This window comes from Streptomyces sp. NPDC053560, from assembly GCF_044544605.1.
Classification (GTDB): Bacteria; Actinomycetota; Actinomycetes; order Streptomycetales; family Streptomycetaceae; genus Streptomyces.
Genome location: NZ_JBITXI010000007.1, coordinates 81,476 through 108,307, shown reverse-complemented (window position 1 = coordinate 108,307; position 26,832 = coordinate 81,476). Strand labels below are relative to the sequence as shown.

The 26,832-nt window shown below is 70.1% G+C and carries 26 protein-coding genes; 11 read left to right on the top strand and 15 right to left on the bottom strand.

The annotated features are described in order from the left end of the window. Positions 1-184: 184 nt before the first annotated feature. The 5 genes from ACIGQF_RS18275 to ACIGQF_RS18255 all read left to right on the top strand — a co-directional run bounded on the left by ACIGQF_RS18275 (position 185) and on the right by ACIGQF_RS18255 (position 6,948). The gene (locus tag ACIGQF_RS18275; RefSeq protein ID WP_399711157.1) at positions 185-1,495 is read left to right on the top strand and encodes a PTS transporter subunit EIIC; all 1,311 of its coding nucleotides are present in this window, start codon (positions 185-187) and stop codon (positions 1,493-1,495) included. A gap of 232 nt (positions 1,496-1,727) precedes the next feature. Beyond that, positions 1,728-2,993: a PTS transporter subunit EIIC gene (locus tag ACIGQF_RS18270; protein ID WP_399711155.1), complete on the top strand. Its 1,266-nt coding sequence runs from the start codon at positions 1,728-1,730 to the stop codon at positions 2,991-2,993. Positions 2,994-3,248: 255 nt separating this feature from the next. Then, positions 3,249-3,458, top strand: a complete 210-nt coding sequence (locus tag ACIGQF_RS18265; RefSeq protein WP_399711153.1) for a hypothetical protein — start codon at positions 3,249-3,251, stop codon at positions 3,456-3,458. Between the two features lie 68 nt (positions 3,459-3,526). Further along, positions 3,527-5,662: a peptidase domain-containing ABC transporter gene (locus tag ACIGQF_RS18260; protein WP_399711151.1), complete on the top strand. Its 2,136-nt coding sequence runs from the start codon at positions 3,527-3,529 to the stop codon at positions 5,660-5,662. After that, positions 5,659-6,948, top strand: a complete 1,290-nt coding sequence (locus ACIGQF_RS18255) for a glycosyltransferase (RefSeq protein WP_399711148.1) — start codon at positions 5,659-5,661, stop codon at positions 6,946-6,948. The genes ACIGQF_RS18260 and ACIGQF_RS18255 overlap by 4 nt, the downstream gene beginning before the upstream one ends. Here ACIGQF_RS18255 and ACIGQF_RS18250 read toward each other — a convergent pair. Next, positions 6,945-7,697, bottom strand: a complete 753-nt coding sequence (locus ACIGQF_RS18250; RefSeq protein WP_399711147.1) for an MBL fold metallo-hydrolase — start codon at positions 7,695-7,697, stop codon at positions 6,945-6,947. The two genes, ACIGQF_RS18255 and ACIGQF_RS18250, sit on opposite strands and share 4 nt — an antisense overlap. Positions 7,698-8,006: 309 nt before the next feature. Here ACIGQF_RS18250 and ACIGQF_RS18245 point away from each other — a divergent pair, with 309 nt between their 5' ends. Continuing rightward, positions 8,007-8,579, top strand: a complete 573-nt coding sequence (locus ACIGQF_RS18245) for a type II toxin-antitoxin system PemK/MazF family toxin (RefSeq protein WP_399711145.1) — start codon at positions 8,007-8,009, stop codon at positions 8,577-8,579. A gap of 97 nt (positions 8,580-8,676) precedes the next feature. Here the strand turns inward: ACIGQF_RS18245 and ACIGQF_RS18240 are convergent, their stop codons facing one another. The 7 genes from ACIGQF_RS18240 to clpS form a co-directional block, all read right to left on the bottom strand. Then, the gene (locus tag ACIGQF_RS18240; RefSeq protein WP_361562667.1) at positions 8,677-9,627 is read right to left on the bottom strand and encodes a cysteine synthase; all 951 of its coding nucleotides are present in this window, start codon (positions 9,625-9,627) and stop codon (positions 8,677-8,679) included. After that, on the bottom strand, positions 9,627-9,959 hold the full coding sequence (locus ACIGQF_RS18235) for a MoaD/ThiS family protein (RefSeq protein WP_399711142.1): 333 nt from the start codon (positions 9,957-9,959) through the stop codon (positions 9,627-9,629). Before ACIGQF_RS18235 ends, ACIGQF_RS18240 begins: the two co-directional genes overlap by 1 nt. A gap of 174 nt (positions 9,960-10,133) precedes the next feature. Further along, complete coding sequence (locus ACIGQF_RS18230; RefSeq protein WP_361562663.1) at positions 10,134-10,247, bottom strand: putative leader peptide; 114 nt, start codon at positions 10,245-10,247, stop codon at positions 10,134-10,136. A 156-nt stretch (positions 10,248-10,403) separates the two neighbouring features. Beyond that, positions 10,404-10,838, bottom strand: a complete 435-nt coding sequence (locus tag ACIGQF_RS18225) for a Mov34/MPN/PAD-1 family protein (protein WP_399711139.1) — start codon at positions 10,836-10,838, stop codon at positions 10,404-10,406. A gap of 94 nt (positions 10,839-10,932) precedes the next feature. Then, entirely contained in the window at positions 10,933-12,384 is a 1,452-nt protein-coding gene (locus tag ACIGQF_RS18220) for an amino acid permease (protein WP_399711137.1), read from the bottom strand. Positions 12,385-12,718: 334 nt separating this feature from the next. After that, complete coding sequence (locus ACIGQF_RS18215) at positions 12,719-13,318, bottom strand: DUF2017 domain-containing protein (protein ID WP_399711135.1); 600 nt, start codon at positions 13,316-13,318, stop codon at positions 12,719-12,721. Then, positions 13,318-13,629: an ATP-dependent Clp protease adapter ClpS gene (gene clpS, locus ACIGQF_RS18210; protein WP_361562657.1), complete on the bottom strand. Its 312-nt coding sequence runs from the start codon at positions 13,627-13,629 to the stop codon at positions 13,318-13,320. The genes ACIGQF_RS18215 and clpS overlap by 1 nt, the downstream gene beginning before the upstream one ends. Before the next feature lie 165 nt (positions 13,630-13,794). Between clpS and ACIGQF_RS18205 the strand changes: the two genes are divergently transcribed. After that, the gene (locus tag ACIGQF_RS18205; RefSeq protein ID WP_399711132.1) at positions 13,795-15,123 is read left to right on the top strand and encodes a nicotinate phosphoribosyltransferase; all 1,329 of its coding nucleotides are present in this window, start codon (positions 13,795-13,797) and stop codon (positions 15,121-15,123) included. Between the two features lie 251 nt (positions 15,124-15,374). Then, the gene (locus ACIGQF_RS18200; protein ID WP_399711130.1) at positions 15,375-15,971 is read left to right on the top strand and encodes an isochorismatase family protein; all 597 of its coding nucleotides are present in this window, start codon (positions 15,375-15,377) and stop codon (positions 15,969-15,971) included. A 20-nt stretch (positions 15,972-15,991) separates the two neighbouring features. On the opposite strand, the gene ACIGQF_RS18195 is transcribed toward ACIGQF_RS18200, so the two are convergent. Both ACIGQF_RS18195 and ACIGQF_RS18190 read right to left on the bottom strand, forming a co-directional pair. Beyond that, positions 15,992-16,327, bottom strand: a complete 336-nt coding sequence (locus ACIGQF_RS18195; RefSeq protein WP_361562652.1) for a hypothetical protein — start codon at positions 16,325-16,327, stop codon at positions 15,992-15,994. A 192-nt stretch (positions 16,328-16,519) separates the two neighbouring features. Continuing rightward, positions 16,520-18,913: an immune inhibitor A domain-containing protein gene (locus tag ACIGQF_RS18190; protein WP_399711127.1), complete on the bottom strand. Its 2,394-nt coding sequence runs from the start codon at positions 18,911-18,913 to the stop codon at positions 16,520-16,522. Between the two features lie 334 nt (positions 18,914-19,247). On the opposite strand from ACIGQF_RS18190, the gene ACIGQF_RS18185 reads away from it, so the two are divergent. Then, positions 19,248-19,538, top strand: a complete 291-nt coding sequence (locus ACIGQF_RS18185; RefSeq protein WP_361562649.1) for a hypothetical protein — start codon at positions 19,248-19,250, stop codon at positions 19,536-19,538. Positions 19,539-19,551: 13 nt separating this feature from the next. Here ACIGQF_RS18185 and ACIGQF_RS18180 read toward each other — a convergent pair whose 3' ends face one another. Together ACIGQF_RS18180 and ACIGQF_RS18175 are read right to left on the bottom strand one after the other, a co-directional pair. Next, entirely contained in the window at positions 19,552-20,289 is a 738-nt protein-coding gene (locus tag ACIGQF_RS18180; protein ID WP_399711125.1) for an RDD family protein, read from the bottom strand. Between the two features lie 202 nt (positions 20,290-20,491). Continuing rightward, on the bottom strand, positions 20,492-22,108 hold the full coding sequence (locus ACIGQF_RS18175) for an RDD family protein (RefSeq protein ID WP_399711122.1): 1,617 nt from the start codon (positions 22,106-22,108) through the stop codon (positions 20,492-20,494). Between the two features lie 249 nt (positions 22,109-22,357). Between ACIGQF_RS18175 and ACIGQF_RS18170 the strand changes: the two genes are divergently transcribed. Then, complete coding sequence (locus ACIGQF_RS18170) at positions 22,358-22,834, top strand: SsgA family sporulation/cell division regulator (RefSeq protein ID WP_399711120.1); 477 nt, start codon at positions 22,358-22,360, stop codon at positions 22,832-22,834. 62 nt (positions 22,835-22,896) lie between these two features. Next, on the top strand, positions 22,897-23,244 hold the full coding sequence (locus ACIGQF_RS18165; RefSeq protein WP_399711118.1) for a tetratricopeptide repeat protein: 348 nt from the start codon (positions 22,897-22,899) through the stop codon (positions 23,242-23,244). 259 nt (positions 23,245-23,503) lie between these two features. On the opposite strand, the gene ACIGQF_RS18160 is transcribed toward ACIGQF_RS18165, so the two are convergent. The 3 genes from ACIGQF_RS18160 to ACIGQF_RS18150 form a co-directional block, all read right to left on the bottom strand. After that, positions 23,504-24,949: a dihydrolipoyl dehydrogenase family protein gene (locus ACIGQF_RS18160; RefSeq protein WP_399711116.1), complete on the bottom strand. Its 1,446-nt coding sequence runs from the start codon at positions 24,947-24,949 to the stop codon at positions 23,504-23,506. Between the two features lie 96 nt (positions 24,950-25,045). Continuing rightward, a complete protein-coding gene (locus ACIGQF_RS18155) occupies positions 25,046-25,333 on the bottom strand; it encodes a ribosomal protein L7/L12 (protein ID WP_399711114.1) in 288 nt (95 codons plus the stop codon). Positions 25,334-25,382: 49 nt separating this feature from the next. Further along, positions 25,383-26,747: an FAD-binding oxidoreductase gene (locus ACIGQF_RS18150; RefSeq protein ID WP_399711112.1), complete on the bottom strand. Its 1,365-nt coding sequence runs from the start codon at positions 26,745-26,747 to the stop codon at positions 25,383-25,385. Between the last annotated feature and the right edge of the window lie 85 nt (positions 26,748-26,832).

Here is a 26,832-nt window from a genome sequence, read left to right as displayed (position 1 = left end):
ATTCCACACGGTAACGCACGTTCAGCCCTGTTGGACGGGCGTATGTCCGCTGCCTGGCGAATGATGGCGACCACCCGGTGGTGCGTCCGGGAGGTCCCGGCAGCGCCACTACGAATGGTCTACACCACCAGTATGCGGCAAGCACGAGTCGGCCGTCGCGGGGCCGACGGCCGGGAGGATGCGGATGAGTTCGGACGCGGCGGCGCCGAGGAAGAAGAAGTGGGGCGGCGGGCTGTTCCAGGGCCTGCAGAAGATGGGGCGCAGCCTCCAGCTGCCGATCGCGGTGCTGCCGGCGGCGGGCATCCTGAACCGGCTCGGCCAGCCCGATGTCTTCGGCGCCGAGGGGCTGGGCTGGGACGACGTGGCGAAGGTGTTCGCGGGCGCGGGCAGCGCGCTGCTGGACTCCTCGCTCGGGCTGCCGATGCTGTTCTGCGTCGGTGTCGCGATCGGCATGGCGAAGAAGGCGGACGGGTCGACGGCGCTGGCGGCGGTCGCGGGGTTCCTCGTGTACTTCTTCGTGCTGCACCAGTTCCCGGAGGACTGCGCGGGCGGCACGACGTTCGTGAGCGGCGGTCCGCTGGGCGGCGCGTGCGTGGCGAAGGACGGGACGGGAGCGCCGGCGTCGTACCAGAACCCGGGCGTCTTCGGCGGCATCGTGATCGGGCTGCTGTCGGCGTGGTTCTGGCAGCGGTACCACCGTACGAAGCTGGTGGACTGGCTGGGCTTCTTCAACGGGCGGCGGCTGGTGCCGATCATCATGTCGTTCGTGGCGCTGGCCTTCGCGGTGATCTGCCTGTTCGTGTGGCCGCCGATCGGCGACGCGCTGACGAGTTTCAGCAAGTGGATGGTGGACCTGGGGTCGACGGGCTCCGGAATCTTCGGCGTGGCGAACCGGGCGCTGCTGGTCGTGGGCCTGCACCAGTTCCTCAACGTGTTTCTCTGGTTCCAGTTCGGCGACTACACCAAGCCGGACGGCACGCAGGTGCATGGCGATATCAACCGCTTCCTCGCCGGCGACCCCACTGCGGGCCAGTTCACAACCGGGTTCTTCCCGATCATGATGTTCGCGCTGCCTGCCGCCTGTCTCGCGATCACCCACTGCGCCCGCCCGGAACGCCGCAAGGTCGTCGGCGGAATGATGCTCTCGGTCGGACTGACATCGTTCGTCACCGGTATCACCGAGCCGATCGAGTACTCCTTCCTGTTCATCGCGCCGGCGCTGTACGCAATTCACGCAGTGCTGACCGGTGTATCCATGGCCGTGAGCTGGGCACTGGGCGTGAAGGACGGCTTCAGCTTCTCGGCGGGCCTGATCGACTACGTCATCAACTGGGGGTTGGCGACCAAGCCCTGGATGATCATTCCGATCGGGCTGTGCTTCGCGGTGGTGTACTACGTACTGTTCCGCATCGTGATCACCAAGTTTGACCTGCCGACTCCGGGGCGCGAGCCCGAGGAATTGGAAGAGGAGATGGACAGGGAGAACGTGAAGTAGGGCGACACCCTGCTCGGTCTCCGGACGCTGCGGTTGAACGGCTTTGAGAACCCTTACGTCACTATTACCTGCTCACCCTTCGCAGCAGGTTCCTCAGGGCGCCCCCACCGTGCTACAACAGGTCTACACCAGTCAAAGTGGTGTAGACCACGCGGCCTCCCCTGGCTGCGCCCCCGGAGACGCCGCCCCCTTCCTTCCGACAAGGCGGCGCCTTTGCTCACTGGAGGAAGTTGTGTCCACGGCCACCGCCGCCCCCGCGGCCGACAAGAAGAAGGGCCCCGGCGTGATGGCTGTCCTGCAGCGCATCGGCCGAAGCCTCATGCTGCCGGTCGCCGTACTGCCTGCAGCCGCCCTGCTTGTCCGCCTCGGCAACGATGACATGCTGGGCCGGGAGTCCTTCCCGACCGTCATCACCAAGATCGCCAGCTACATGGCCGCCGGCGGCGGCGCGATCCTCGACAACATGCCCCTGCTGTTCGCCGTGGGCATCGCTATCGGCTACGCCAAGAAGTCGGATGGCTCCACGGCCCTGGCCGCGGTGACCGGCTACCTCGTATTTCAGAAGGTTCTCGCCACTTTCACCGACAAGAACCTTCCCAAGGTCGCCTCGGTCGTCGACGGAAAGATCGTCATGAATGAGGCGCCGGTCAACGCCGGCGTACTCGGCGGCGTGGTGATGGGCCTCGTCGTGGCGCTGCTCTACCAGCGCTTCTATCGCACCAAGCTGCCCGACTGGGCGGGCTTCTTCGGTGGCCGCCGCCTCGTCCCGATCCTGTCGGCCTTCGCGGGCCTCGTCATAGGCATCGTCTTCGGTCTCATCTGGCCGGTACTCGGCACGGGACTGCACAACTTCAGTGAATGGCTCGTCGGTTCGGGCGCCGTGGGCGCCGGCATCTACGGCGTCGCCAACCGCGCCCTGATTCCCGTCGGCATGCACCACCTGCTGAACTCCTTCCCCTGGCTCCAGGCAGGCGAGTACGAGGGCAAGCACGGCGACATCGCGCGCTTCCTCGCCGGCGACCCGACCGCCGGGCAGTTCATGACCGGCTTCTTTCCGATCATGATGTTTGCACTGCCCGCCGCCTGCCTCGCGATCACCCACTGCGCCCGCCCGGAGCGTCGCAAGGTCGTCGGCGGCATGATGCTCTCGCTGGCGCTCACCGCGTTCGTCACCGGCGTGACCGAGCCGATCGAGTTCACCTTCATGTTCATCGCGCCGGTGCTGTACGGCATCCACGCGGTCCTCACCGGCGTCTCCATGGGGCTGGCCTGGGCCCTGGGCATGAAGGACGGATTCGGCTTCTCAGCCGGTGCCGTCGACTTCGGGCTCAATCTGGGCATCGCGACGAACCCGTGGGGCCTCGCCCTGATGGGCCTGTGCTTCGCAGCCCTTTACTACGTGGTCTTCCGATTCGCCATCACCAAGTTCAACCTCCCCACGCCGGGCCGCGAGTCCGACGAGGAGCTGAAGGAACTGCAGAAGGCCGAAGCCAAGTAGTCCGGCGGCCACTGGCTGCCGCTCCTCAGGGTTCCCCGTCCATTGCGGACGGGGAACCCTTTTTCCTGCTCCGACCAACCACCCGTCTCACACTCGGAGTTGAGAAAAAGGTTGACCGGTTGCGATGCACATCATCCCCCGCAGGCCAATTCACCCTTGATCAACAGCACATCCGGAAGTTAAGTTGATGACCGACCGCGACCGATCTCGATCGGTCTTCTGTAAAGTTCAAAAATCAATCAAAGGGGGATTCGCGTGAGCCTTTCCGAACTGCGTGACATGGAGTTCACCGCACTCACGACCGAAGAGGCCGCTGCCGCTTCCGGCGAGGGCAAGAAGAAGCCGACGCGCCTGCAGTGCTCCGCATGGTATGCACAGTCGCTCAACCCGGCCGCCTGCGGCGGATCGATGACCGACTGGTACAAGCTGTGGAAGAACATGGGCTGCGACAAGCTCTACGGCTGAGGCCACATCAAGGCGTGTGCCCTCCTGTCAGGGAGGGCACACGCCCTTTTCTACACAGGAGTTCTTCGGTGAAGTGGCAGAAATTCCACACTTCGCAGGAAGGCGAGAGTGATTGCGGCCCCGCTTGTGCGCGCATCATTCTCCGCAGGCACGGCATGCTCATCGACAGCGCCGTCCTGCGGGAGTCCGTCGGTCTCGGGGAAAACGGGTCCAGCCTGCTCAGCCTCAAGGAAACCCTGGCCGGCTACGGCGTCGACTCCGAGCCGCTCAGGCTGAGCACGGACGAGCTCAGCCAGGCCGTCCGCCTGGCAGGCCCGGCGATCCTTCTCATCGACGACGAAGGCTACCGGCACTTCGTCGTGGCCCATGCGGTCACACCGCAGGGCGAGTTCGCGGTCAGCGACCCTCTCTTCTCCAGGGTCCGCAGGGTGCCGGCCGACGAGCTGGCCCGGACCTTCCACGGTGAGGCCCTGGTCACGGAGCGCCCCCCCGACGGAAGGCTGACCCTACGCACCCGCGCCAATGCCCTTCACGCGCCGCGCCTGCTGTGGGACGCGCTGCGGGAGAACCGCCGCGCCCTGGTACTCATTCTCCTCGCCACCGTCGCCGTCTCGCTACTTGCCCTGGCCATCAGTCTCTTCGTGCAGGTGGCGGTGGATGAGACCGTACAAAGCGGCAGCGTCGGTTCCCTGACCGCTCTCTCCGGTGGATTCATCGTCTTGGCCCTGGCCACCGCCGGGCTTCAATATGGCCGTGGGCGCACGGTGGTGACTCTCAGCCAACTCCTGCAACGGCGGCTCTCGAACCGTTACACGGAGAAGCTGCTGAACCTGTCCCCCGCCTTTTTCCGTTCCCGAAGAACCGGCGACCTGGTCAGTCGGCTCGACGATGTACAGGAAATACAGGGGCTGGTCACCACCACCAGCATCGGAGCCGCCATCGATCTATTCGTGGTACTGACGGTCGGCATATACCTGCTCGCGACGAACGTCGTCCTCTTCCTCTTCCTCATACCGCCGGTCATCTTCAACATCCTCAGTTCCTACCTGCTTTTCCCCGCGATCCGGGAAACCGCGGAGGAAGCCCTACAACGCGACGCCACGCTGAAGTCGGAAGCCGTCAATGTATTGCAGGGGCACGCGGAGCTGGTCTCCTACGGACGGCGTGACTTCGCCCGGCAACGACTCTCCGCGCTTCTGGACCGGCGCATCGAATCGGAAAAGCGACTGGGCCGCTTGGAGAACCTGAACAGCGTCATCAAGGTCGCGAATCAGGCAGTCTTCACCGTGGTGGTCACCTGGATCGCCCTGATATACGTACACCGGAACGAACTCAGTATCGGCCAGGTCTTCTCGTATCTCACCATGGCTGGGTATTTTCTCACCTCCATGGAATCCATCGCCTCCCTGCAGATCACTCTGCAGCGCACTTCGGCAGCGCTCGGCCGCTATCGGGACATCGCACTGCAGAAGGACGACCCCAGCCTTCAGCTGAGCCGGCAGGAGGTCCAGGTTCCAGCCAACCCCTTCGACATCGAGATCCGCTCGCTGCGCGTGATCCACCCGGCGGCCCCGCGCCCCACTCTCGACGCCCTGAACCTCAGTGTCCCCACCGGACATCGGGTCCTGGTCCAGGGCGGCAACGGATCAGGGAAAAGCACTCTGCTCACGTCCCTTGCCGGGCTCAGCCACGGATACGAGGGGAGCATGACGCTGGGTGGAGCGGAAATCCGGCTCATGGACGAGGCGACCCTGCGTCGGCACATCCTCTACGTTCCCGAAACCCCCACCGTCCTCGCCGCGTCCGTACGCGAGAACCTCACTCTCGGTGTGGACTACCCGGAGGAGCAGATCCGGGAAGCATGCCGCACCGCCCGCTTCCTCGAGATCGCCGATGCGTTCCCCGACGGTCTTGACCACGTTCTGCGCGAGGGCGGCACAGGGCTGTCCCGAGGGCAGCTCCAGCGGCTCTCGCTGGCACGCGCCCTGCTCCTCTCGCCATGTGTCTACCTCTTCGACGAGAGTTTCAGCGGGATCGACCGGGCGACCTTCGAGTCGATCTGGGCCGACCTGACCGCCCTCGGCGCAACCAAGCTGGTCGTCTCCCACGGAAGTGTTTCCGGAGTGGGTTTCGACGCCTCCTTCTCGCTGGACGAGGGTCACGCGTCACCTCGCCAGGGCACCCTGCAGAAAGTTTCCGTATGAACCTCACCGAGCTGCTGACTCATGCCGGCACTGCCCCCACCGCGCCGCTCCTGGAAGACCTGACGCTGGTCAGCGCTGTGAGCCCCGAACTCACCACGATTCCGCTGGCTGCCGGAAGCATGGGCGAACTGGTCGACGGCTACGCCCGGGCGGCGGAGCCCCTCATCACCGCTGCCGTGCTCACTCGCGACGAGGGCGAGCTCATTGACTCGTGCCTGTCTGCTCTCTCGCAGGACGCCGACCGCGTCCTGCTGATCGATTCGGGTTCGACGGACGACACAGTGCGCCGCGCCTCGCAAGCCCACCGTGACCTCCGGTCGGTCCACGAGCCATGGGCCGACGACTTCGCTCACCACCGGAATCTGGCGCTGCGCGAGATCGCGGACGGCTGGGTGATGTACGTGGACGCCGACGAAGTCCTGTCCGAGGAGCACGCGGGGCGGCTCCGCAAGGTGCTTCGGGCACTGGACCACGTCCTGCCGGAGGCCGACTTCATCGTCTGCCCCGCCATCGTGGACACGAACGGCACTGCTTACACCGAAAACCGCCGCATCCTGCGCGCGACGACATCCTTCTCCTTCAGAGGACGGGTTCACGAGCGCCCCTATGACTCCTCGGGCAACACTCCGCCGCGCGTCTACGTGTCGGTGCGCGTGGACCATTCCGGCTACACGCCGGAGGAGATCGCCCGCAAGCAGAAACCGCGACGCAACGGCCGGTTGCTCGCGCTGGCCCGCCAGGAAGAACCCGCCAACCCCAAGTGGATCTACCACGAGATCCGCGACACTCTGGACCGGACGACGGCCACCCCGGAACTGCTCAGGCACCGATTCGCCGAGCTGTCCGGAGCCCTGGAAGCAATGCCCAGCGACGCGCCGGACTACGTGAGCGAACGTCGCTTCGACTGCTGGGTCCTGCTGTGCGAACTGGCACTGGGATTCGGCGGCGCCGAGGAAATTCTGCACTGGACCGACCGTCTGGACGCCGTCGGCGGGCGCGTCGAGGCGATGTACTTCCGCAGCGTCATGGAGACGAGCCGACTCCTGGCCCGCCTGTCCGGCTTGGCTGAGCAGATGGGCGAGGCCGAGAAGTGGGAGACGCCCGACAACCGTTTCCTCCTTGCCCGCCTGTTCGAGGTTCAAGCCACAGCCGCACTGGCCAGCGGCCGCTACGACCTGGCCGGCACCGCGTACCACAAGGCAGCGGACCGCGGAGCCGGCCAGGGCCTGGAAGACGATTTCAGCCAGCTGCGAGGGCTTCTGGCTCGCCTCGCGCCGCCTTCCTAGATCTCGTACACCGCCCCCGCCTTCGCGACCTCGACCGGGCCGTTGAAGACGTCCTGGGCGTCGCGGAGGCTGATGCCGGGGTCGGTCCACGGAGGGATGTGGGTGAGGACCAGGCGGCCGACGCGGGCGCGGGCCGCGTGTTCGCCGGCCTCGCGGCCGTTCAGGTGCAGGTCGGGGATGTCCTCCTTGCCGTGCGTGAAAGAGGCCTCGCACAGGAAGAAGTCGGCGTCCTCGGCCAGCGTGTGCAGGGAATCGCAGACGCCGGTGTCGCCGGAGTACGTGAGCGACCGGCCGTCGTGCTCGATGCGGAAGCCGTACGCCTCCACGGGGTGGCTGACCTTCTCCGTACGGATCGTGAAGGGGCCGACGGTGAAGGTGCCCGGGGTGAGCGTGCGGAAGTCGAAGACCTCGCTCATGGCGCGGTCGGTGGGCAGGTCGGCGTGGGCGGCGGTGAGGCGCCGCTCGGTGCCGGCCGGGCCGTAGACCGGCATCGGGGCGCACCGGCCGCCGTCGGGGCGGTAGTAACGCACCACGAAGTACCCGCAGAGGTCGATGCAGTGGTCGGCGTGCAGGTGGGAGAGGAGTACCGCGTCGAGGTCGTAGAGACCGCAGTGGCGCTGCAGCTCGCCGAGGGCACCGTTGCCCATGTCGATGAGCAGCCTGAAGCCGTCGGCCTCCAGGAGGTAGCTCGAACAGGCCGATTCCGTCGAAGGGAACGACCCCGAGCATCCGACGACAGTGAGCTTCATAGGGGCGTGAACCTCCGTGGGCGGGGGGCGGTGCGGCGGGTCCATGCGGCGGGGCTCGGTCCGTGCTCGGCCGGTCCGTACCAGTCGTTGCAGTGCCCACGAGGGTAAGGCGCGAAAGGGCCGGTGGCTCCTCCAGCGGGGCGAGCTGTGGGCGGAATCACCAGTCCGGGTGGGCCTTTGTGCCGGGAGGGACGAGGGCCGGTATGTACGGTCACCTGGCGGGAGGATCTTCCGCCGGGCGGCGGCCGGCAGGCCGTGGTGTACCCGGCGGGCGGCGCGGGGCGTGTCGCGGCGAGCGAGGAGGCGGGCGTGGACACCTCATGGTGGCCGGCGGTGCTGGCCGTGGTCGTGCTGGCGCTGGTGGCGGCGGTGGTCGACGGGCTGGCCCGTTCGGGCCGGGGCCCGAAGCGACGGCGGCCGGGGCGCGGCCCGGCGCAGGGCGGCCGGCACGGTACCGGGCCCGGCTCGCGGCGCCCGGGTGACCGGCCGGTCCGTGCCCGTCCCGGCAAGGGCCTCGGCGGGGTGCCGGAGCCGGGCGAGATCTGGTGGGCGATGGTGCCGTTCGAGGACTCGGTGGAGAAAGGGGCCACGCGCAGCGTGTCGGGCAGGGTGGTGGCGGGCGACGGGCGGGCAAAGGACCGGCCGTGTCTGGTGCTGGCCGTACGCGGCGGGTCTGCGCTGGTCGCGAAGATCACTACGCGGTACCACGCCGAGCGGCCCGGCGTGATCGCGCTGCCGCCCGGCACGGTGGGCGACGCGCGGAACAGGCCGAGCTATCTGGAGACGGACGAGCTGCGGGAGGTGGCGGTGACCGGCTTCCGGCGCCGCGCGGGCACCGCCGATCCGCAGCTGTGGGAACGGGTCCGGCACCTGGCCCGGTAGGCACCCGGCAGGACCCCGGCCCGAGAGTCGCCCGGAACACGCGAAGGCGCCCGGCCGGGTGGGCCGGGCGCCTTCGGGAAGCGGTGTCAGAGCGGGGTCACGCCCACAGCTGACCGTGCAGCGTCTCGATGGCCGCTTCGGTGCTCTCGGCGGTGTAGACGCCGGTGGAGAGGTACTTCCAGCCGCCGTCCGCGACGACGAACACCACGTCGGCGTTCTCGCCCGCCTTGACGGCCTTCTTCGCCACGCCGATGGCGGCGTGCAGGGCGGCACCGGTGGAGATGCCCGCGAAGATGCCCTCCTCGGCGAGGAGTTCGCGGGTGCGGCGCACCGCGTCCTGGGAGCCGACGGAGAAGCGGGTGGTCAGCACGGACTCGTCGTAGAGCTCCGGGATGAAGCCCTCGTCGAGGTTGCGCAGGCCGTAGACCACGTCGTCGTAGCGCGGCTCGGCGGCCACGATGTTGACGCCGGGTACGTGCTCACGCAGGTAGCGGCCGACGCCCATGAGGGTGCCGGTGGTGCCCAGGCCCGCCACGAAGTGCGTGACGGAGGGCAGGTCGGCGAGGATCTCGGGGCCGGTGGTGGCGTAGTGCGCGCCCGCGTTGTCCGGGTTGCCGTACTGGTACAGCATCACCCAGTCGGGGTGCTCGGCCGAGAGCTCCTTGGCGACCCGTACGGCGGTGTTGGAGCCGCCCGCGGCGGGGCTGGAGATGATCTCCGCGCCCCACATTGCGAGCAGCTCGCGGCGCTCCTGGGAGGTGTTCTCCGGCATGACGCACACGATGCGGTAGCCCTTGAGCTTGGCCGCCATGGCGAGCGAGATGCCGGTGTTGCCGCTGGTGGGCTCCAGGATCGTGCAGCCGGGGGTGAGCCGGCCGTCCTTCTCCGCCTGCTCGATCATGTGCAGCGCGGGACGGTCCTTGACGGAGCCGGTGGGGTTGCGGTCCTCCAGCTTGGCCCAGATCCGTACGTCGTCGGAGGGCGACAGCCGCGGCAGGCGCACCAGGGGGGTGTTGCCGACCGCGGCGAGCGGGCTGTCGTACCGCATCAGCGGGAGCCACCCGCCCGTCGCCCGGCCACCGCCCCTGCAGGGCGGGGCTCCGCCCCGGCACCCCCTGCTACCGCCGGAAGGATCGTCACGCTGTCGCCGTCGGCGACCTTCGTGGTGATGCCGTCGAGGAAGCGGACGTCCTCGTCGTTCAGGTAGACGTTGACGAAGCGGCGCAGCTGCCCGCCGTCGACCAGGCGCTCCTTGATGCCGGCGTGCCGGGTCTCCAGGTCGTCGAAGAGCTCGCCGAGGGTGTCGCCGCTGCCCTCCACGGCCTTCTGGCCGTCGGTGTGGGTGCGCAGGATGGTCGGGATTCGGACCTCGATGGCCATGAGGATGCTCCTGGTTTCGGCTGGCTGGGGCGCTTCCCGGAGGGGCCGGAGAGCGAGTCTGGAATGCGCCGCTGCGGCGCGTCGGGCGAGGCGTCCTGGGACGCGGGCGGGGCGTACGTGCGGAGCCCGCCGACCGTCTCGGCCGGCTGCCTGCGTCCGGGCAGGCGGAACCGGTCAGCCGGCTGCGCGGCGCGGACAGATCGCGCTGGCGAGGCGGCACAGGTCGACGTGCAGCCGCGCCACGAGCAGCAAGCCCGGCGTCTTTTCGCTCACGTCGTGGTCAACCATGCGGTCATCGTATCGATTCCCGGTCCGGCTTTTGGAACCCGGTCTCGGGATGCGGACGGACGGTGCACACCATGTGGGATGCGCCCATTCGGGGCGCCCCGGCGGACCCTGCGCCGCCGGGGCCGGACCCGTGCGGGAGGTGACGGGCGTCACGCGTCACTTGTACGCGTCGACGACCTCGACCTCCTCCTCGGTGATCACGCCTTCCACGATCCGGTAGGAGCGGAACTGGAACGGGCCGGCGTCGTCGGTGTCCGCGGTGGAGACGAGGACGTAGTGCGCGTTCGGCTCGTTCGCGTACGAGACGTCCGTGCGGGACGGGTAGGCCTCGGTGGCGGTGTGCGAGTGGTAGATGACGACGGGCTCCTCGTCCCGGTCGTCCAGCTCGCGGTAGAGCTTGAGCAGGTCGGTGGAGTCGAATTCGTAGAACGTGGGCGACCGCGCCGCGTTCAGCATCGGGACGAACCGCTCGGGACGGCCGTCCGCGGGCGCCGGCGTCGGGCCCGCCAGGACGCCGCACGCCTCGTCGGGATGGTCCTTGCGGGCGTGCTCGACGATCTGGTCGTAGAGGGCCCGGGTGATGGTCAGCATGGGCCCAAGAATAAGCATCGGGCCCGTACGTACCATTCTCTGATACGTACGGGCCCGGATGCTGGACACGGAGGCCGGACCGGCCCCGCGGGGCTCAGCCCTTCTTCGAGGTGTCGACGGGGCTCTTGGCCGCGAAGACGTTGGGGTCCCGGCGCTTGATGACCAGGTAGCCGACGCCCATGATCGCGGCCCAGATCGGCGCCGCGTAGAGCGAGATCCGGGTGTCCGGGTCGATGCCCATCATCACGATGACCATGGCGATGAAGGCCAGCGCGAAGATCGAGGTGTACGGGGCGCCAGGGGCCTTGAACTCCGACTGCGGCAGCTCGCCGCGCTTGGCCTTGGCCCGGTAGCGCAGCTGCGAGAGCAGGATGACGATCCAGGCCCACATGCCGGAGATGGTGGCGAAGGAGACCACGTAGTTGAAGGCCTCGCCCGGCCACTGGTAGTTGATCCAGACGCCGACCAGCATCATCGCGACCGAGACGCCGGTGCCGGTGGTCGGCAGGCCGTTCTTGCTGAGCCGGTCGAAGATCTTCGGTCCCTGGCCGTTGCGGGACAGGTCACGCAGCATGCGGCCGGTGGAGTACATGCCCGAGTTGGCCGAGGACAGCGCCGCGGTGAGCACGACGAAGTTCACGATGCCGGCGCCGGCCGGGAGGCCGATCTTGGCGAAGGCCGCGACGAAGGGGCTCACGCCCGGCTCGAAGACGGTCCAGCTGACGACCGACAGGATGATGATCAGCGCGCCGATGTAGAAGAGGCCGATCCGCCACGGCACGGTGTTGATGGCCTTGGGAAGGACCTTCTTCGGGTCGGTGGCCTCGCCGGCGGTGACGCCGACCAGCTCGACCGCGAGGAAGGCGAACATCACGATCTGGAGGGTCATCAGCGTGCCGCCGATGCCCTTGGGGAAGAACCCGCCCTCGGACCACAGGAGACTGAAGGAGGCGGTGTCGCCGGCGTCGGAGAAGCCGAGCGTGATCACGCCCAGGCCGATCAGGATCATGCCGATGATGGCGGTGACCTTGACCATGGAGAACCAGAACTCCAGCTCACCGAAGATCTTCACGGAGATCAGGTTGATGCCGAAGAGCGCGACGGTGAAGACCAAAGCGGCAAGCCACTGCGGGATGCCGTCGCTCCAGTACTGGACGTACGTCGCGGCCGCGGTGACCTCGGTGATGCCGGTGACGACCCAGAAGAGCCAGTACGTCCAACCGGTCACGAAACCCATGAAGGGGCCGAGGAACTCGCGGGCGTACTCGGAGAAGGAGCCCGAGACGGGGCGGTACATGAGGAGCTCGCCCAGGGCCCGCATGATGAAGAAGATGACGAGTCCGACGATGGCGTAGGCGAGGATGATGCTCGGCCCGGCCTTCGAGATCGCCTTGCCCGCCCCGAGGAACAGGCCTGTTCCGATGGCGCCACCAATGGCGATCATCTGGATCTGCCGGTTTCCCAGTCCGCGCTGATAGCCCTCTTCGGGGGCAGATCCCGCGGCGTCGGTGACGCCGTGCTGATTGTCGACCTGCGCTGAGGTCATGTGTGGTGCGCCTTTCTCCATTCCGACCCGGTCTGTCCGGATCGGGTCCCGATCCCCCCGGATGGAGTCCTGCACGCCGACGGTCGGCCGGCGAAGCGCTCCCGCGGCGACAGGGGTGGCGTCACCGGCGGCAGGTCGAGAGTTTTTACCACGACCACTGAGGATGTACTACCGGGACACCGCAGGGCACAACAGAGAAAGTAGGACAAAATTCAAAAGGCGCAGGATGGCCGGGCTCCGCAGTAATGCGATCGTTATCCGGATTTGAGCATCCGCTGAGCGAACGGCTCTCCGTACGTAATCGGACGTGCCGGACCGGTGACGAAGCCGCCGGTCAGGGCATCAGCGTCTCGATCAGGGTCTCCTGCAGCCCGCCCAGCCAGAGGTACGCCATCGCCATCGGCTTGCGCGGGTCGTCGTCCGGCAGGCCGATCAGCCCGCTGCCGTCGTCCTCGTCCGAGACCTCCAGACGGGTGCCGATCGCCAGCCGGAGATCGTTCAGCGCACCGAGCCACTGCTGGGACTCGTCGGGCTTCAGCCGCAGCACGGCGCCCTCGGCCTTCTTGTCTCCCTCCGCGGACAGCGCGTCCAGGGAGCGGACGACCGCCAGGGCGTCCTCGCGCTTGCGGGTCCGCAGGTCGTTCTCGGTGTAGCGGCGGAACTCCGCCGAGGCGGCGCGCGCGTCGTCGTCCGGTACGCGGTCGGGGCCGCCGTACGCGTCGGGGAAGAGCCGGGCCAGCGCCGGGTCGGACGGCGGCTCGCTGGGGCCCTCGGCGAAGAGCGCGTCCAGCGGGTCGGCACCCTCGGCGGGCTCGTCGCCGGGGCCCACCAGTTCCATCAGCTGGACGGCCAGGCTGCGCAGGATGGAGATCTCGACCTCGTCGAAGGCGGCCGCCGCTCCCCCGCCGGGCAGGGCTTCGAAGTGGCCGGCCATCAGCGGTCCTGCGTGAGAGTCGCCCAGAGGCCGTAGCCGTGCATCGCCTGCACGTCGCGCTCCATTTCTTCGCGGGTCCCGCTGGACACGATCGCGCGGCCCTTCCGGTGGACGTCGAGCATGAGCTTGCGCGCCTTCTCCTTGGAGTACCCGAAGTACGCCTGGAACACGTAGGTCACGTAACTCATGAGGTTGACGGGGTCATTGTGAACGACGGTCACCCAGGGCACGTCGGGTTCCGTCACCTCGAAAGGTGCTTCGGTCGTTTCGGGACGTTCGATCTCCGTCGGTGCGACACTCACGGGTTCCATGCTGCCACCCGGGAGGGGCGCACGCACAAACGACCCGGGGAAATCGTCAATGTGACGAGTATGCGAGGTAGCATCGACGTATGACTGCATCTCCCGGGGGGTGCCCCCCGGGCCCCCAGCCGGTTCGGTGTGGTCTTGGGACGTCGAATTGCGAGGTAAGCGGAAGTGAACGTTGCCGATCTGGGGTTGCCGGTGGCCGTGCCGTCGACTGCGCTCTTCACCGACCAGTACGAACTCACCATGCTGCAGGCCGCGCTGCGGTCCGGGACCGCCGACCGCCGCTCGGTCTTCGAGGTCTTCACCCGGCGGCTGCCCGAGGGCCGCCGCTACGGCGTCGTGGCCGGCACGGGCCGGGTGCTGGACGCCGTGGAGAACTTCCGCTTCGATGCGACCATCCTGGACTTCCTCGCCGACCGCGGCATCCTCGACGACGAGACCCGCCGATGGCTCGCCGGCTTCCGCTTCCGCGGCGACATCTGGGGCTACCCCGAGGGCGAGGTCTACTTCCCCGGCTCGCCGATCCTGCGCGTCGAGGGCACCTTCGCCGAGGCCGTGCTGCTGGAGACGGTGATCCTCTCGATCCTCAACCACGACTCCGCGGTGGCCGCCGCCGCGTCCCGGATGTCGGTCGCGGCCGGCGGACGCCCGCTGATCGAGATGGGCGCCCGGCGCACCCACGAGCTGGCCGCGGTGGCCGCCTCCCGGGCCGCGTACGTGGGCGGCTTCCACACCACCTCCGACCTCGCGGCCGGCTTCCGGTACAACATCCCGACGGCCGGTACCAGCGCCCACTCCTTCACTCTGCTGCACGACAGCGAGCGGGACGCGTTCACCGCACAGGTCGACAGCCTGGGTGCAGGAACGACTCTGCTGGTGGACACGTACGACGTCGCCGAGGCGGTCCGCACCGCCGTCGAGGTGGCCGGGCCCGGCCTGGGCGCCGTCCGCATCGACTCCGGCGACCTGCTGCTCCTCGCCCACCGGGTGCGCGAGCAGCTGGACGAGCTGGGCGCCACGGACACCCGGATCGTGGTCACCAGCGACCTGGACGAGTACGCCATCGCCTCGCTGGCCGCGGCCCCCGTGGACGCGTACGGCGTCGGCACCCAGCTGGTCACCGGCAGCGGGCACCCCACCTGCTCGATGGTCTACAAACTGGTCGCGCGCGCCGACAGCGACGGCGCCGACGCGCCGCTGCGGCCGGTCGCGAAGAAGTCCATGGGCGGCAAGGCCTCGCAGGGGGGCCGCAAGTGGTCCGCGCGGCGCCGGGACGAGCACGGCGTGGCGGAGGCCGAGGTCGTCGGCACCGGGCCGGTCCCCGCCGAGCTGGCCGACCGGCAGCTCCAGGTGCCGCTGGTGCGCGGCGGCGAGGTGATCGCCCGCGAGCCGCTGGACGTCGCGCGCGACCGGCACCTCGCGGCCCTCGCCGGCCTGCCGATGTCGGCGATGCAGCTGTCGCGCGGTGAGGCCGTGCTGCCGACGGAGTATGTCTGAGGCAGCCTTCCCGGGTACCTCGGTACACAGGATCCCGGGAACCGGCCGACCGGCGGCCGGGGCGCGGCGGGGCGCATCGCTGCCCCGCTCTGCGCCTCTGGCCTGCCGGTGTGTCGCGAACCGCCGTACAGCGCCCACTCCCGGAACCTCGGGTCAGTGGCTACCCTCGGTCACATCGGCGTGTGCCGTAGCCCCCACAATTTCCACAGCCGCCACCCCGTCCCCCCATTTCCCATCCGGAAGGCCGCACCATGCACCGGGCATTGATCGTCGTGGACGTACAGAACGACTTCTGTGAGGGCGGCAGCCTCGCGGTGGCCGGCGGCTCGGACATCGCCGCAGCCATCACGGATCTGGTGGGCGAGGCCGCGGGCGGCGGCTACCAGTACGTGGTGGCCACCCGCGACCACCACATCGACCCCGGGGACCACTTCTCCACCCGGCCGGACTACGAGCACAGCTGGCCGGTGCACTGCGTCGCCGGGACCGAGGGCAGCGGCTTCCACCCCAATTTCGCGCCGGCCATCGTTTCGGGCGCGATCGACGCGGTCTTCTCCAAGGGCGAGTACGCCGCGGCGTACAGCGGCTTCGAGGGGGTGGACGAGAACGGCACCTCGACGGCGGACTGGCTGCGCGCGCACGACGTGACCGAGGTCGACGTGGTCGGCATCGCCACGGACCACTGCGTGCGGGCCACGGCGCTGGACGCCGTACGCGAGGGGTTCCGGACCAGGGTCCTGCTGGACCTGACGGCCGGGGTGGCCCCGCACACGACGGAGGCGGCGGTGGCCGAGCTGCGCGAGGCCGGCGCCGAGCTGACCGGCAAGCCGGTGGTCAGCGGGGGCTGAGGAGCGCCCTCCGGGGCGCGTCAGCGGGGGCCGAGCGGCTCCGGGACGGCCGGGCGCAGCAGTGCCCGTATCGGGTGCCAGGACTCCGTGTCGTCCTCCGGCGCGGCGCGCCAGACCAGGCCGTCGGGGTGGTGCAGGACGGCCGTGACCTCGTCCGGTGTGGGCGGCTCGGTGTTGCCGCGGAGGTAGACGGCGCGCAGGCCGAGGTTGCGCAGCCTGGTCAGGGCGCGCGGGCGGTTCGCGGCGTGGACGAGGACGCGTACGCGGTGGCCGCTGCCGCCCGGTCTGGGCAGCGAGAGGGCCACCACCACGCTTCCTCCGGGAAGCCTGGTGAAGCCGGATCCGGTCAGGGTCATATGTCCCCCGTGCATGGTCGGTGCAGCGGTCGGTGCATGGTCGTGCGGCCGGCGCAGGCCGGGTCGGGGCATGCGTCGGGATCCCCTCGTGAGACTGCGTGTCAGCAAGAGGGCCACAGGAGGCATCTAAACGCGATCGGCCGCCGCCCGCTAGGGGGTGGCGGCCGATACGTCTGTGACCTGCGGCTTTACTTACTTCTTCGCCGCGCGCCCGACCTCGACGATCACCGTGGAGCCGTCCTTGGCCTCCTTGGAGATCTTGATCCGGGTGTTGGTGTCAGGAACGATCACACCACCGGTCGGGTTCATCTTGTCGTAGTAGACCCCGTAACGGTCGTCGAAGAGGGTGACGCCCTTCTGCGACGGGATCCGCACCGCCTTGCCGTCCTTGTGCAGCGTGATCGCGTCGGTGCGGGCCGCGGTGAAGGTCGAGTCGTAGGTCTGGAAGCGGTTGCGCATGATCTTGCCGTCCGCCCACTTCGTGGCCTTCGGGTGCGCGTCGACGGGGAGGATCTGGCCGGCGCCCGGGTGCTCACCGACGTTGTTGTCCGTCTGCGAGGTGTCCCACAGCCAGATCAGCACGCCGTTCTGGAAGGGGAAGTGCTCGACCCAGTTCGGCCGGGTGGAGGCGAAGCCGAAGTTGTACGGGCCGGTCTTCAGGGTCTTGTCGTACGAGACGTACTGGCGGTTCTCGGCGAGGTAGTACTGCGGGTAGTCCTTGGTGAAGGACTCGCCGATGCGCGAGAAGCCCTTGGCGGTCCAGCCCGCGTCGTCGCCCTCGGCGCCGTCGGTGAAGAGCGGCGTGCCGTCGGCCACGATGCTCAGCGCGTCGGCCGCGAAGCCCTTCTGGGCCACGCCGCCGTCGGTCTGGTAGCGGAACCGCAGGTCGACCTTCTTGCCCGCATACGCGTCCAGCGGGTAGACGAGGTCCTGGTAGGCCTCGACGGTGCCGGTCAGCGCGGGCTTGTCACCGGCGTCGCGCGGGATGGCCCGGCCGTTCGCGGTGCCGTCCAGCGGGGTCCAGTTGGCGCCGCCGTCCGTGGAGACCTCGGCGTACAGGTAGTCGTACTCCGCCTCGATGTCCCACCAGCCCTTGAGGTTCAGGGCCGCCTTGGTCCTGCCGGTGAGGTCGACGGACCGGGTGAGGGTGTTCTTCAGGTCGTCACCCATGCCGCTCCACCACTGCTTGGCGCCCTCGGCAGGCTTCACGACCGAGGTGGTGACGGCCTTCTTCGGCAGCTCGACGACGAGCGCCTGCTTGTGCTTGGTGTTGTACTCGGCGACGCCCAGCTTGTGCCAGGACTTCGTCGCGGCGCGCGCGGTGTCGTAGTTGAGCCAGCCCAGCTGGAGCTTGTCCCAGGCGCTCATGTCGCCGGGCAGGTCGCCGATGGAGTCCTTGCCCTCGCCGAGCCAGGAGCCGGAGGACATCAGGGACCAGAAGTCGACGGAGGACTCGCCGGTGCCGCCGGTGTCGTACTCGTCCGGCAGGCCCAGGTCATGGCCGTACTCGTGCGCGAAGACGCCGAGGCCGCCGTTCTCCGGCTGCATGGTGTAGTCGCCGACCCAGATGCCGGTGGAGCCGATCTGCGTGCCGCCGGCACGGTTCTCGCCGGGGCCGGTGCGGCCGGCGTCGGTGCCGTAGGCGTACCAGCGGTGCGCCCAGATCGCGTCGGTGCCCTGCGCCCCGCCGCCGGCGGACTCGTCCTCACCGGCGTGCACGATCTGGAAGTGGTCGATGTAGCCGTCCGGCTCGTTGAAGTTGCCGTCGCCGTCGTAGTCGTAGCGGTCCCACTGGTCGTACTGCGCCAGGTCCGCCTTGATCTGCGCGTCGGTGCGGCCGGCCGCCTTCTGGTCCTTCGCCCACCGGTTCACGCCGTCGCGGATCAGGTCCCAGGCGTTTGAGCAGTTGGTCTGGCCGCAGTAGTTGGACCCGTAACGGGCCTCGTTCCAGTCGACCTTGACCCAGTCGGAGACCTCGCCCTGGACCGAGTAGCGGCCCGAGGACTGCTTCTCGTAGTACTTCGCCAGGGACTCCTTCTTCTTGTCGTGCGAGAAGTAGAGGTCCTGGTAGTGCTGCTGGTTGAAGTCCTTCTGCCAGTCCGTGCTGTTGTCCGTCGCACGGTCCGGCTCGGATATCGTGTTGTGCGCGGGGCCTGCGTCGCCGCCGTACTTCTTCACCGGCGGCTTGGGGCCGTCGCCGTCCGGGTCGTACATGGTCGTGTCGTCGACCTTGTCGCCGAACTCCACCAGGATCGTGAAGATCTTGTCGGTCTTCTCCCGGGCCAGTTCGACGTACTTGCCCTTGTCCAGCTTCACGACCTTCGAGCCGCCGCGCTTCGTCGCCTCGGCGTCGCCGGATATGACCTGGCGGAGGGCCTCTTCGCGCTGCGCCGCCTGCCGCTCGCTGAACGGGCCCTTCAGGTCGTGCTCCACCGTCCGTTCCGCGGGCGCCGGGTCGTTCGGCGCGCTCCCCGCCGCGCCGCGGCCGTCGGCCTGCGCGGCCCCGGACGCGAAAACGGCCGCCCCGATCGCGGCGGTTGCCGTGGCCAGGGCGGCCGATCTGAACAGCAATCTCTGGGATCTCACGTGCGCTGTCCTCCCCTAGAACGAACGGTCGTTGGAGGCATTTGACCGGAACGCCGGGGGAAAAGACAGACCTTGATTTGAGCACGTCAGCGAAGTACGTTACTCGGCTTGCCACGTACGGGTATCGGACGCTCAGCGCCCTCCGGGGCGCCCCAACGGGCGCGTCGTCCGGGGGTGTTGACCGGAGACATGAATCGGTGCGCCCCCTGTGCACCGGACCCGTGGGTCAACTCACGCTTACCGGACGTTCCGCTCGGGCAGTAAGGACCGTAGAGTCTTTTGACGGCGCGCCAAGTCGACTCACACCCCTGATGCTTCCGAGGACGGACCCGCCATGCCTCGACCGACTGCCGCACAGCTCGCCTACGGTTCGGCCACCGTCGTGCTCTCCACCCTCGCCATGCTGCTGCTCTCGCAGACCAGGACGGGCATCGGGGCCGCGGTCATCGCCATCGCCGGGCTCGGGCTCGGGCTCCTCGTCGCGGTCACGGCACCGCTGCCGCGCTCGGTGCGGGCCCGCCGGACGCGCGCCGCCGCCCCACAGGTGCGGCCCGAAGGCTTCGTGGGACGGCGTACGTCGCCGACCCGGCCTGCGGAGGCACGGGTCGGCGAACACTCCCGGTAGGACGCGAGGGCGGTCAGCCGGTGGAGACCACCACCGTGCGGGCCGCCTTGTCGTGCAGGCACTGCTGGTACGGCTTGTCCCAGGTGCACCACAGGACGTTGAGCAGCCAGAAGATCGTGCCGCAGCAGGGAATGATCTCGGGCAGGGTGTAGACGGCGGCCCGTACCCAGCCCGCCCGGGGCGTGGGGATCGCCCCGTTCTCCAGCATCGCCACCCTGATCTTCATGGCCATCTTCCCGACGGTCTGGCCGCGGGTGGTGAGCATGACGCCCTCGTAGACCAGGTAGGCCAGCATCGTGACGCCGGAGACCAGCGTCTGCTTGCCGCTGTCGCCGGCACTCGTCGCGGTGTAGTCCACCCCGCCCACGAGGAACCACATGATCAGGCCGACCGGCACCCCGATGATGATGGCGTCGATGATCCGCGCCACCAGCCGCCGGCCGCGGCCCGCGAGCGGCGGCATCCCGGCGAGCGGATCGGGGGCGCCGTAGGGATCGCCACCGCCGTAGGGGGCACCGCCGTACGGGCCGCCACCGGGCGGGCCACCGTAGGGACCGCCTCCGGGCGGAGGGCCGTAGGGACCGCCTCCGGGCGGAGGGCCGCCACCGCCGTACGGGCCGCCCGCTGCGGGGCCCTGGGGCGCGCCGCCGTACGGGTCGCCGCCCGGCTCCTGCGGGTGCTGCGGCTTCTTGAGGAACGGGTCGTCTTCCGGCGGCTCGCCGGATCCGGGCCTCGGCTGGTCGGTACTCATGGCCCGAGTCGACCGCGTACCACCGGGCGCCGCATCCGGCGTGCGCCGTTCGGGGGAAGTGCGACGCGCCCGAGAGGTGCGCGCAGCGTGCGCGGGCGTGTTGCGGCACTCCGGGGCGCGCATGCACGCCCCGGCTCACGCACCGGCCCGTGGCCACCCCGGAAGAGGCCGGGCCTCGCAAGGGATCAGCCCTCGGAAAGGGTCAGCCCTCGGCCACGAACGTCCGGGCCGTCTTGTCGTGCCAGCACTGCCGCCAGGGGCGGTCGACCAGGCACCACAGGGCGTTGACCACGCCGATGGCCAGCACGCCGAGCACGCCGTACACCAGCCAGCGCTTGATCGCCGAGGCGAGCTCCGGGGTGTCGTGCGCCTCGATGTCCAGCACCCGCAGGCCGCAGAGCTTCTTGCCCAGCGTGTGCCCCCACTTGGCGGTGGGCAGCGCCTCGTAGAGCAGGCCGACGACCAGCAGCACGGCGATCACGATGGCGAGGTAGCCACCGGTGGTGCCGTCGAGGAGGTAGACGGTGGTCTGCACGCCGGACTGCTTGGCCGCCTCGACCTTGGCGTCGATGTGGTCGGCCGCCATGCCCCACAGCGGTACGGCGACCCCGGCGAGCAGCGCGCCCAGCACAACCGTGTCGATCAGCCGGGCGGCGACCCGGCGGCCGAGCGGGGCGGGCCGCCCCTCCTGCGCGGACTGTGCGAAGGGGTTGTCGGCCGGCGGCTTCCAGGGGATGACGCTCTCGGGCGCGCCCGACTGCTGCGGGGCCGACGGGCCGGACTGCGGGGCAGCCGCGGGGCCCGACTGCTGGGGGTAGCCGTATCCGCTCTGCTGCGACGCGGCGGGGCCGGCCTGCGGGTAGCCGTAGCCGCTCTGCTGCTGCGGGCCCGGCGCCGCGGGGCCGGCCTGCTGCGGGTAGCCGTAACCGCCCTGGCCGGGGACGGCGGGGGTGCTCTGCGGGGGGTAGCCGTAGGCGGGCGCCGACGGCTGGGACTGCTGTGCGGCCGGAGGCTGCGCGGCGGGGGCCTGCGCGGCCGGGGAGCCGGTCGCGGGGCGGGCGTCGCCGCGGTCCAGCCGGATCGCCATCGTGCCGTCGGCCCGGCCCGTGCCCCGGGCCGCCGCTGCCGGCTGCTCCCCCGCGGTGCCGCCGGGGCGCAGGGCGCGGAAGGCCATGGTGCCCTCGGCCGGGACGGCGGGCTGCGCGGCCTCGACGGCCGGCGGCTCGCCGGTGGCGGGCGCGGCGTCCGTACGCTCGCCCTGCGCGGCGGGGGCGGCATCGGAACCTTCCTGCGCTCCTGCCGGGGCGCCGTCGCCCCACGGCTGCGCCTCACCGGGCGCGCCCGGTGCCGCGCCCTCGCGCTGCGGCGGGACCGAGCCCCAGGAGACCCGGCGGTCCTGCTCGCCGCCGAAGCCGCTCTGGTGGGCGGAGTCGGCCTGCCACGAGGCGCCCGATCCGGGGCTGTTGCCGTGCAGCCGGCGCGGGTCGTCCCAGTCGGCGGACGCCCCGTCCACCTCGCCGCGCTCACGCACCACGAGGGCGTCGCCCTCGGCCTCGCCGTCGACCTGCCCGGAGTCCTCCTCCTCGTCGAAGAAGACCGGGCCGGTCTCCTCGGCGGCGGGGGACTGGGCGGCGGACGGCGCGGTGGCGGCGCCGGGCGGCGGGGACGGCATCGCCTCGCCCTCGGCGGGCGCCGGCCGGCTGGTGCCGGGCACCCACGAGGCGCCGTTCCAGTACCGGATGTAGCCGGGGATGGACGGATCCGGGTAGTAGCCGGGGGCGGGGCTGTCGCCGGCGGATCCTGACAAAGGCGCGCTCATGTCCAAAATCCCGTATCTGTGCTCGGCCTGCTGGGGCGGGGTGGGGCTAGTGCAGTCTGCCGCAACGCAGCGTCCACATCTATCAGACGGGGGGTGGTCGTCGGGTATGTCCCGGGTCCTGACCCCTCGGAAGAGGGGTGCGAAAAAAGTTGTACGAAGTCGCGTAATGGTCCGGGAGTCACTGCCTCTATCCCTGTGCGGGCGGTTGTTCACGGGGTGCCCGCACCGGAACGTAGAGAGGCGTGACTCATGCACACCGTGGTGGAACGAGAGCTGGAACTGGGTCTGGTGCTGTCGCCGGAGCGCAGCGTCGCGGTGCCCGCCCGGCTCACCTACCGGACCGACGACCCCTACGCCGTACACGTCGCCTTCCACATCGGATCCGACGCCCCCGTCAACTGGACGTTCGCCCGCGAGTTGCTGGTGGAGGGGGTGTTCCGGCCGTGCGGGCACGGTGACGTGCGGGTGTGGCCGACCAAGGTCGAGGGGCGCAGCCTGGTCTGCATGGCGCTGAGCTCCCCGGACGGGGACGCGCTGCTGGAGGCGCCGGCCACCGCGGTGTCGGCGTGGCTGGAGCGCACGCTGCGGCTGGTGCCGCCGGGCACCGAGGAGGAGCACCTGGGGATCGACAAAGGGCTGAGGGAGCTGCTGGCGCCGGCCGCGCGCGACGATCTGTGGCTGCTGGACACCTGGCCGTCGGACGAGTCGCCGGAGAGCGGCGCCTAGGGCGGACGGCACCCCGCCGACCTTGGTGGAATGTTCAACCATCTCGGGGTGTTGCCGAGACCATGACCGAGACGTACTACACGCACGGCTCCCCCGCCGAGCGCTGGGACCGTGCGGGGCTCTTCTTCGACGCCAAGGACTACACCACCGCGGCACACATCCTCGAAGGCCTCGTCGCCGAGGTACCCGAGCAGGTCGCGCCGCGGCTGCTGCTGGCCCGCGCCTACTACCACTCCGCGCAGCTCTGGCGCGCGGAGACGGAGCTGCGCGCGGTCCTGGAGCGGGACCCGGTCGAGAGCTACGCCCGGCTGATGCTGGGCCGTACTCTCCAGCGCCAGGGGCGGCCCGACGAGGCCGCCCCCCATCTGCGGCTGGCCGCCGTCATGACCGGCGACCCGGAACTCGACTGAGCCGCGGGGCCACCCGGCCCCGCACGGCCGCGCCCCGGCAGGGACGCGCCGGTCAGGACGCGAGGGCGGCGAGCACCACCGGCGCCAGGAGGATCACCGCGGTCTCCCGGCGCCAGACCCGCCCGAGCAGTCGCAGGTCGGGCAGTGAACCGCCCCGCTACCGACCGCTGTTTCCGTGGTCGCCGGAGTCCCCGGAATCCCCGCTGTCGTCGCTCATACGCCCAGCCCATGGGGGCCGTACGGCAGGCCGGTCGGCGGCTCAGCCCCGGTAGGTCTCCAGCAGCCGCAGCCACACCTCGCTGATCGTCGGGTACGCGGGCACGGCGTGCCACAGGCGGGACAGCGGCACCTCACCGGCCACGGCGACGGTCGCCGAATGGAGCAGCTCGCCGACGCCCGGGCCGACGAACGTCACGCCGAGCAGCACCTCGCGGTCCAGGTCGACGACCATCCGGGCGCGGCCGCGGTAGCCGTCGGCGTACAGGCTCGCGCCCGCCACGCCGCCCAGGTCGACGTCGACGCTGCGGACGCGGTGCCCCGCGCGTCCGGCCTCCTCCGCGGTCAGCCCGACCGAGGCCGCCTCCGGGTCGGTGAAGACGACCTGCGGGACGGCGGCGGTGTCGGCGGTCGCGGCGTGCGCGCCCCAGCGGCCGGTGTCCGGGCCGGGTGTGCCCTGGGCGCGGGCCGCGATGGCGGCGCCCGCGATCCGGGCCTGGTACTTGCCCTGGTGAGTCAGGAGCGCCCGGTGGTTGACGTCGCCGACCGCGTACAGCCAGTCCCCGTCGACGCCCGTGACCCGGCAGCTGTCGTCCACGTCCAGCCAGCTGCCCGGCTCCAGGCCCACGGTCTCCAGTCCCAGGTCGTCGGTGCGCGGCGCGCGTCCGGTGGCGAAGAGCACCTCGTCGGCCTCGATCCGCTCACCGCCGCCCAGGGTGAGGGTGACGGGGCCGTCCGGGTCCGGGCGGTGCGCCTTCTCGACGGAGGTGTGCCAGCGGAGGTCGGCGCCGGCCTCGCCCAGCGCTTCGGCGACCAGCTCGCCGGCGAACGGCTCCATCCGGGCCAGCAGCGACCCGCCCCGTACGAGCATCGTGACCCGGGAGCCGAGCGCCTGGAAGGCGGTCGCCATCTCCACGGCGACCACGCCGCCGCCGACCACCGCGAGCCGCCCCGGCACCTTCTGCGCGCTGGTCGCCTCCCGGCTGGTCCAGGGCTTGGCCGTGTCCAGGCCCGGCAGGCCGGGGAGCGCCGCCCGGCTGCCCGTGCAGACCGCGACGGCGTGCCGGGCGATCAGCTCGGTGCCGCCGTCGACGATCACCCGCTTGGGCCCCGCCAGCCGGCCCTTGCCGCGTACGAGGTCGATGCCGGCCGAGTCCAGCCACTCGACCTGGCCGTCGTCCTTCCAGTGCGAGGTGAAGGCGTCGCGGTGGGCGAACACGGCGCGGGCGTCGAGCGGTCCGCCCGCGGCCTCGGGCACCCCGGGGACCCGGCGGGCGTCAGCGCGCGCGGTGACCGGGCGCAACAGCGCCTTGGACGGCATGCAGGCCCAGTACGAGCACTCCCCGCCGACCAGTTCGCTCTCCACGATCACGGCGCTCAGCCCGAGTGCGTGCGCGCGGTCGGCGACGTTCTCGCCGACCGGGCCCGCGCCCAGCACCACGACGTCGTACTCCCTGCTCTTCGCTGCGGGCTCTGCGGTGGGTGCCATCGGCGCTCTCGCTCCCTGCGTCCGGCTGATCCGGCGGTGGACGGTCGTCGCGCCCATCCTCCGCCCGTGAGCGCGCCATGGCCAGGCGAGCGCCGGTCAGCGTATGCGCGCCTCGACCGCCTCCTTGGCCTCCACCAGGCCGGCCCCCGTCAGCTGCCGGTACCGCTTGATCGCCTCGACCTTGCGGTCGCGGCGGAGCAGATCGTCGATCTCGGCCAGCTCGGGGCGGTCGTCCACGATGCCGTGGTGCGCGAGGAGGAGGTCCAGGCGGTGCTCGGTCTCCCGCAGGCGGCGCTCCAGCCGCTTGGCGCGCATGTCGGAGAAGGAGTTGACCAGCAGGAGGAGGGCGAGGACCAGCGCCACCCACGTCAGTACGTCATTCATGTCTGGACTGTACGTCCCGGCACTGACACCGGGCCCCGGCGCGGGCCGGTCAGAAGACCTTTCCCGGGTTCAGCAGGCCGTGCGGGTCGAAGACCTGCTTGATGCCCTGGTGCATCTCCAGGGAGACCGGGCCCAGTTCGCGTGCCAGCCACTCCTTCTTCAGTATGCCGACGCCGTGTTCGCCGGTGATCGTGCCGCCCAGCTCCAGGCCGAGGCCCATGATCTCGTCGAAGGACTCGCGGGCGCGCCGGGACTCGTCGGGGTCGGCGGCGTCGAAGCAGACGGTGGGGTGGGTGTTGCCGTCGCCCGCGTGCGCGCACACGCCGATGGTGAGGTCGTACTTCTCGGCGATGGCGGCGCAGCCGTTGAGCAGGTCGGCGAGCTTGGAGCGGGGTACGCACACGTCGTCGATCATCGTGGCCGTCTTCACCGCTTCGAGGGCGGTGAGGGTGAGCCGGCGGGCCTGCAGCAGCAGGTCCGACTCGGCGGCGGTCTCGGCGGGGACGACCTCGGTGGCGCCCGCCGCCTCGCAGATGGCGCCGACGGCGGCCAGTTCGGCGGACGGGTCCGGGCTGTCGAAGGCGGCGAGCAGCAGCGCCTCGGTGGAGTCCGGGAGGCCCATGTTGGCCATGGCGTTGACCGCGCGGATGCTCGTACGGTCCATCAGCTCCAGCAGCGAGGGGGCGTGGCCACGGGCCATGATCTCGCAGACGGCCGCGCACGCGGCGTCCGTGGAGGGGAACTCCGCTGCCAGCGCGAGCTGCTGCGGCGGCTCGGGCCGCAGTCCGAGGACGGCGCGCACGACGATGCCGAGGCTGCCCTCGGAGCCGACGAAGAGCCGGGTGAGGTCGTAGCCGGCGACGCCCTTGGCGGTGCGCCGGCCGGTCTGCAGCAGCCGGCCGTCGGCGAGCACCACGTCCAGGCCGAGCACGTACTCGGCGGTGACGCCGTACTTCACGCAGCACAGGCCGCCGGACGCGGTGCCGATGTTGCCGCCGATGGAGCACATCTCCCAGCTGGAGGGGTCCGGCGGGTAGTACAGGCCGTGCTCGTTCACGGCCCGGGAGAGGGTGGCGTTGATGACGCCGGGCTCGACGACCGCGATCCGGTCGACGGGGTTGATCTCCAGGATGCGGTCCATCTTGGTGAGCGAGAGGACGATGCAGCCGTCGGAGGCGTTGGCGGCGCCCGAAAGGCCGGTGCGGGAGCCCTGCGGTACGACGGGGACGCGCAGCTCGGTGGCGGTGCGCATGACGTGCTGGACCTGCTCGACGGTGCGCGGCAGGACGACGACGGCAGGGGTGCCGGCTTCGCAGAAGCTGGCCATGTCGTTGGCGTAGGAACCGGTGACGTCGGGATCGGTGAGGACCGCCTCTTCGGGAAGTCCGGCGCGCAGCTGTGCGATGAGATCCATGGCGTCAGCCTTGCATCTATCTTGCATACACGGAAGATTGTGGAAGTGACTTTCCGCCGTGCGACACGTTCCGCCGGGCCCGGGC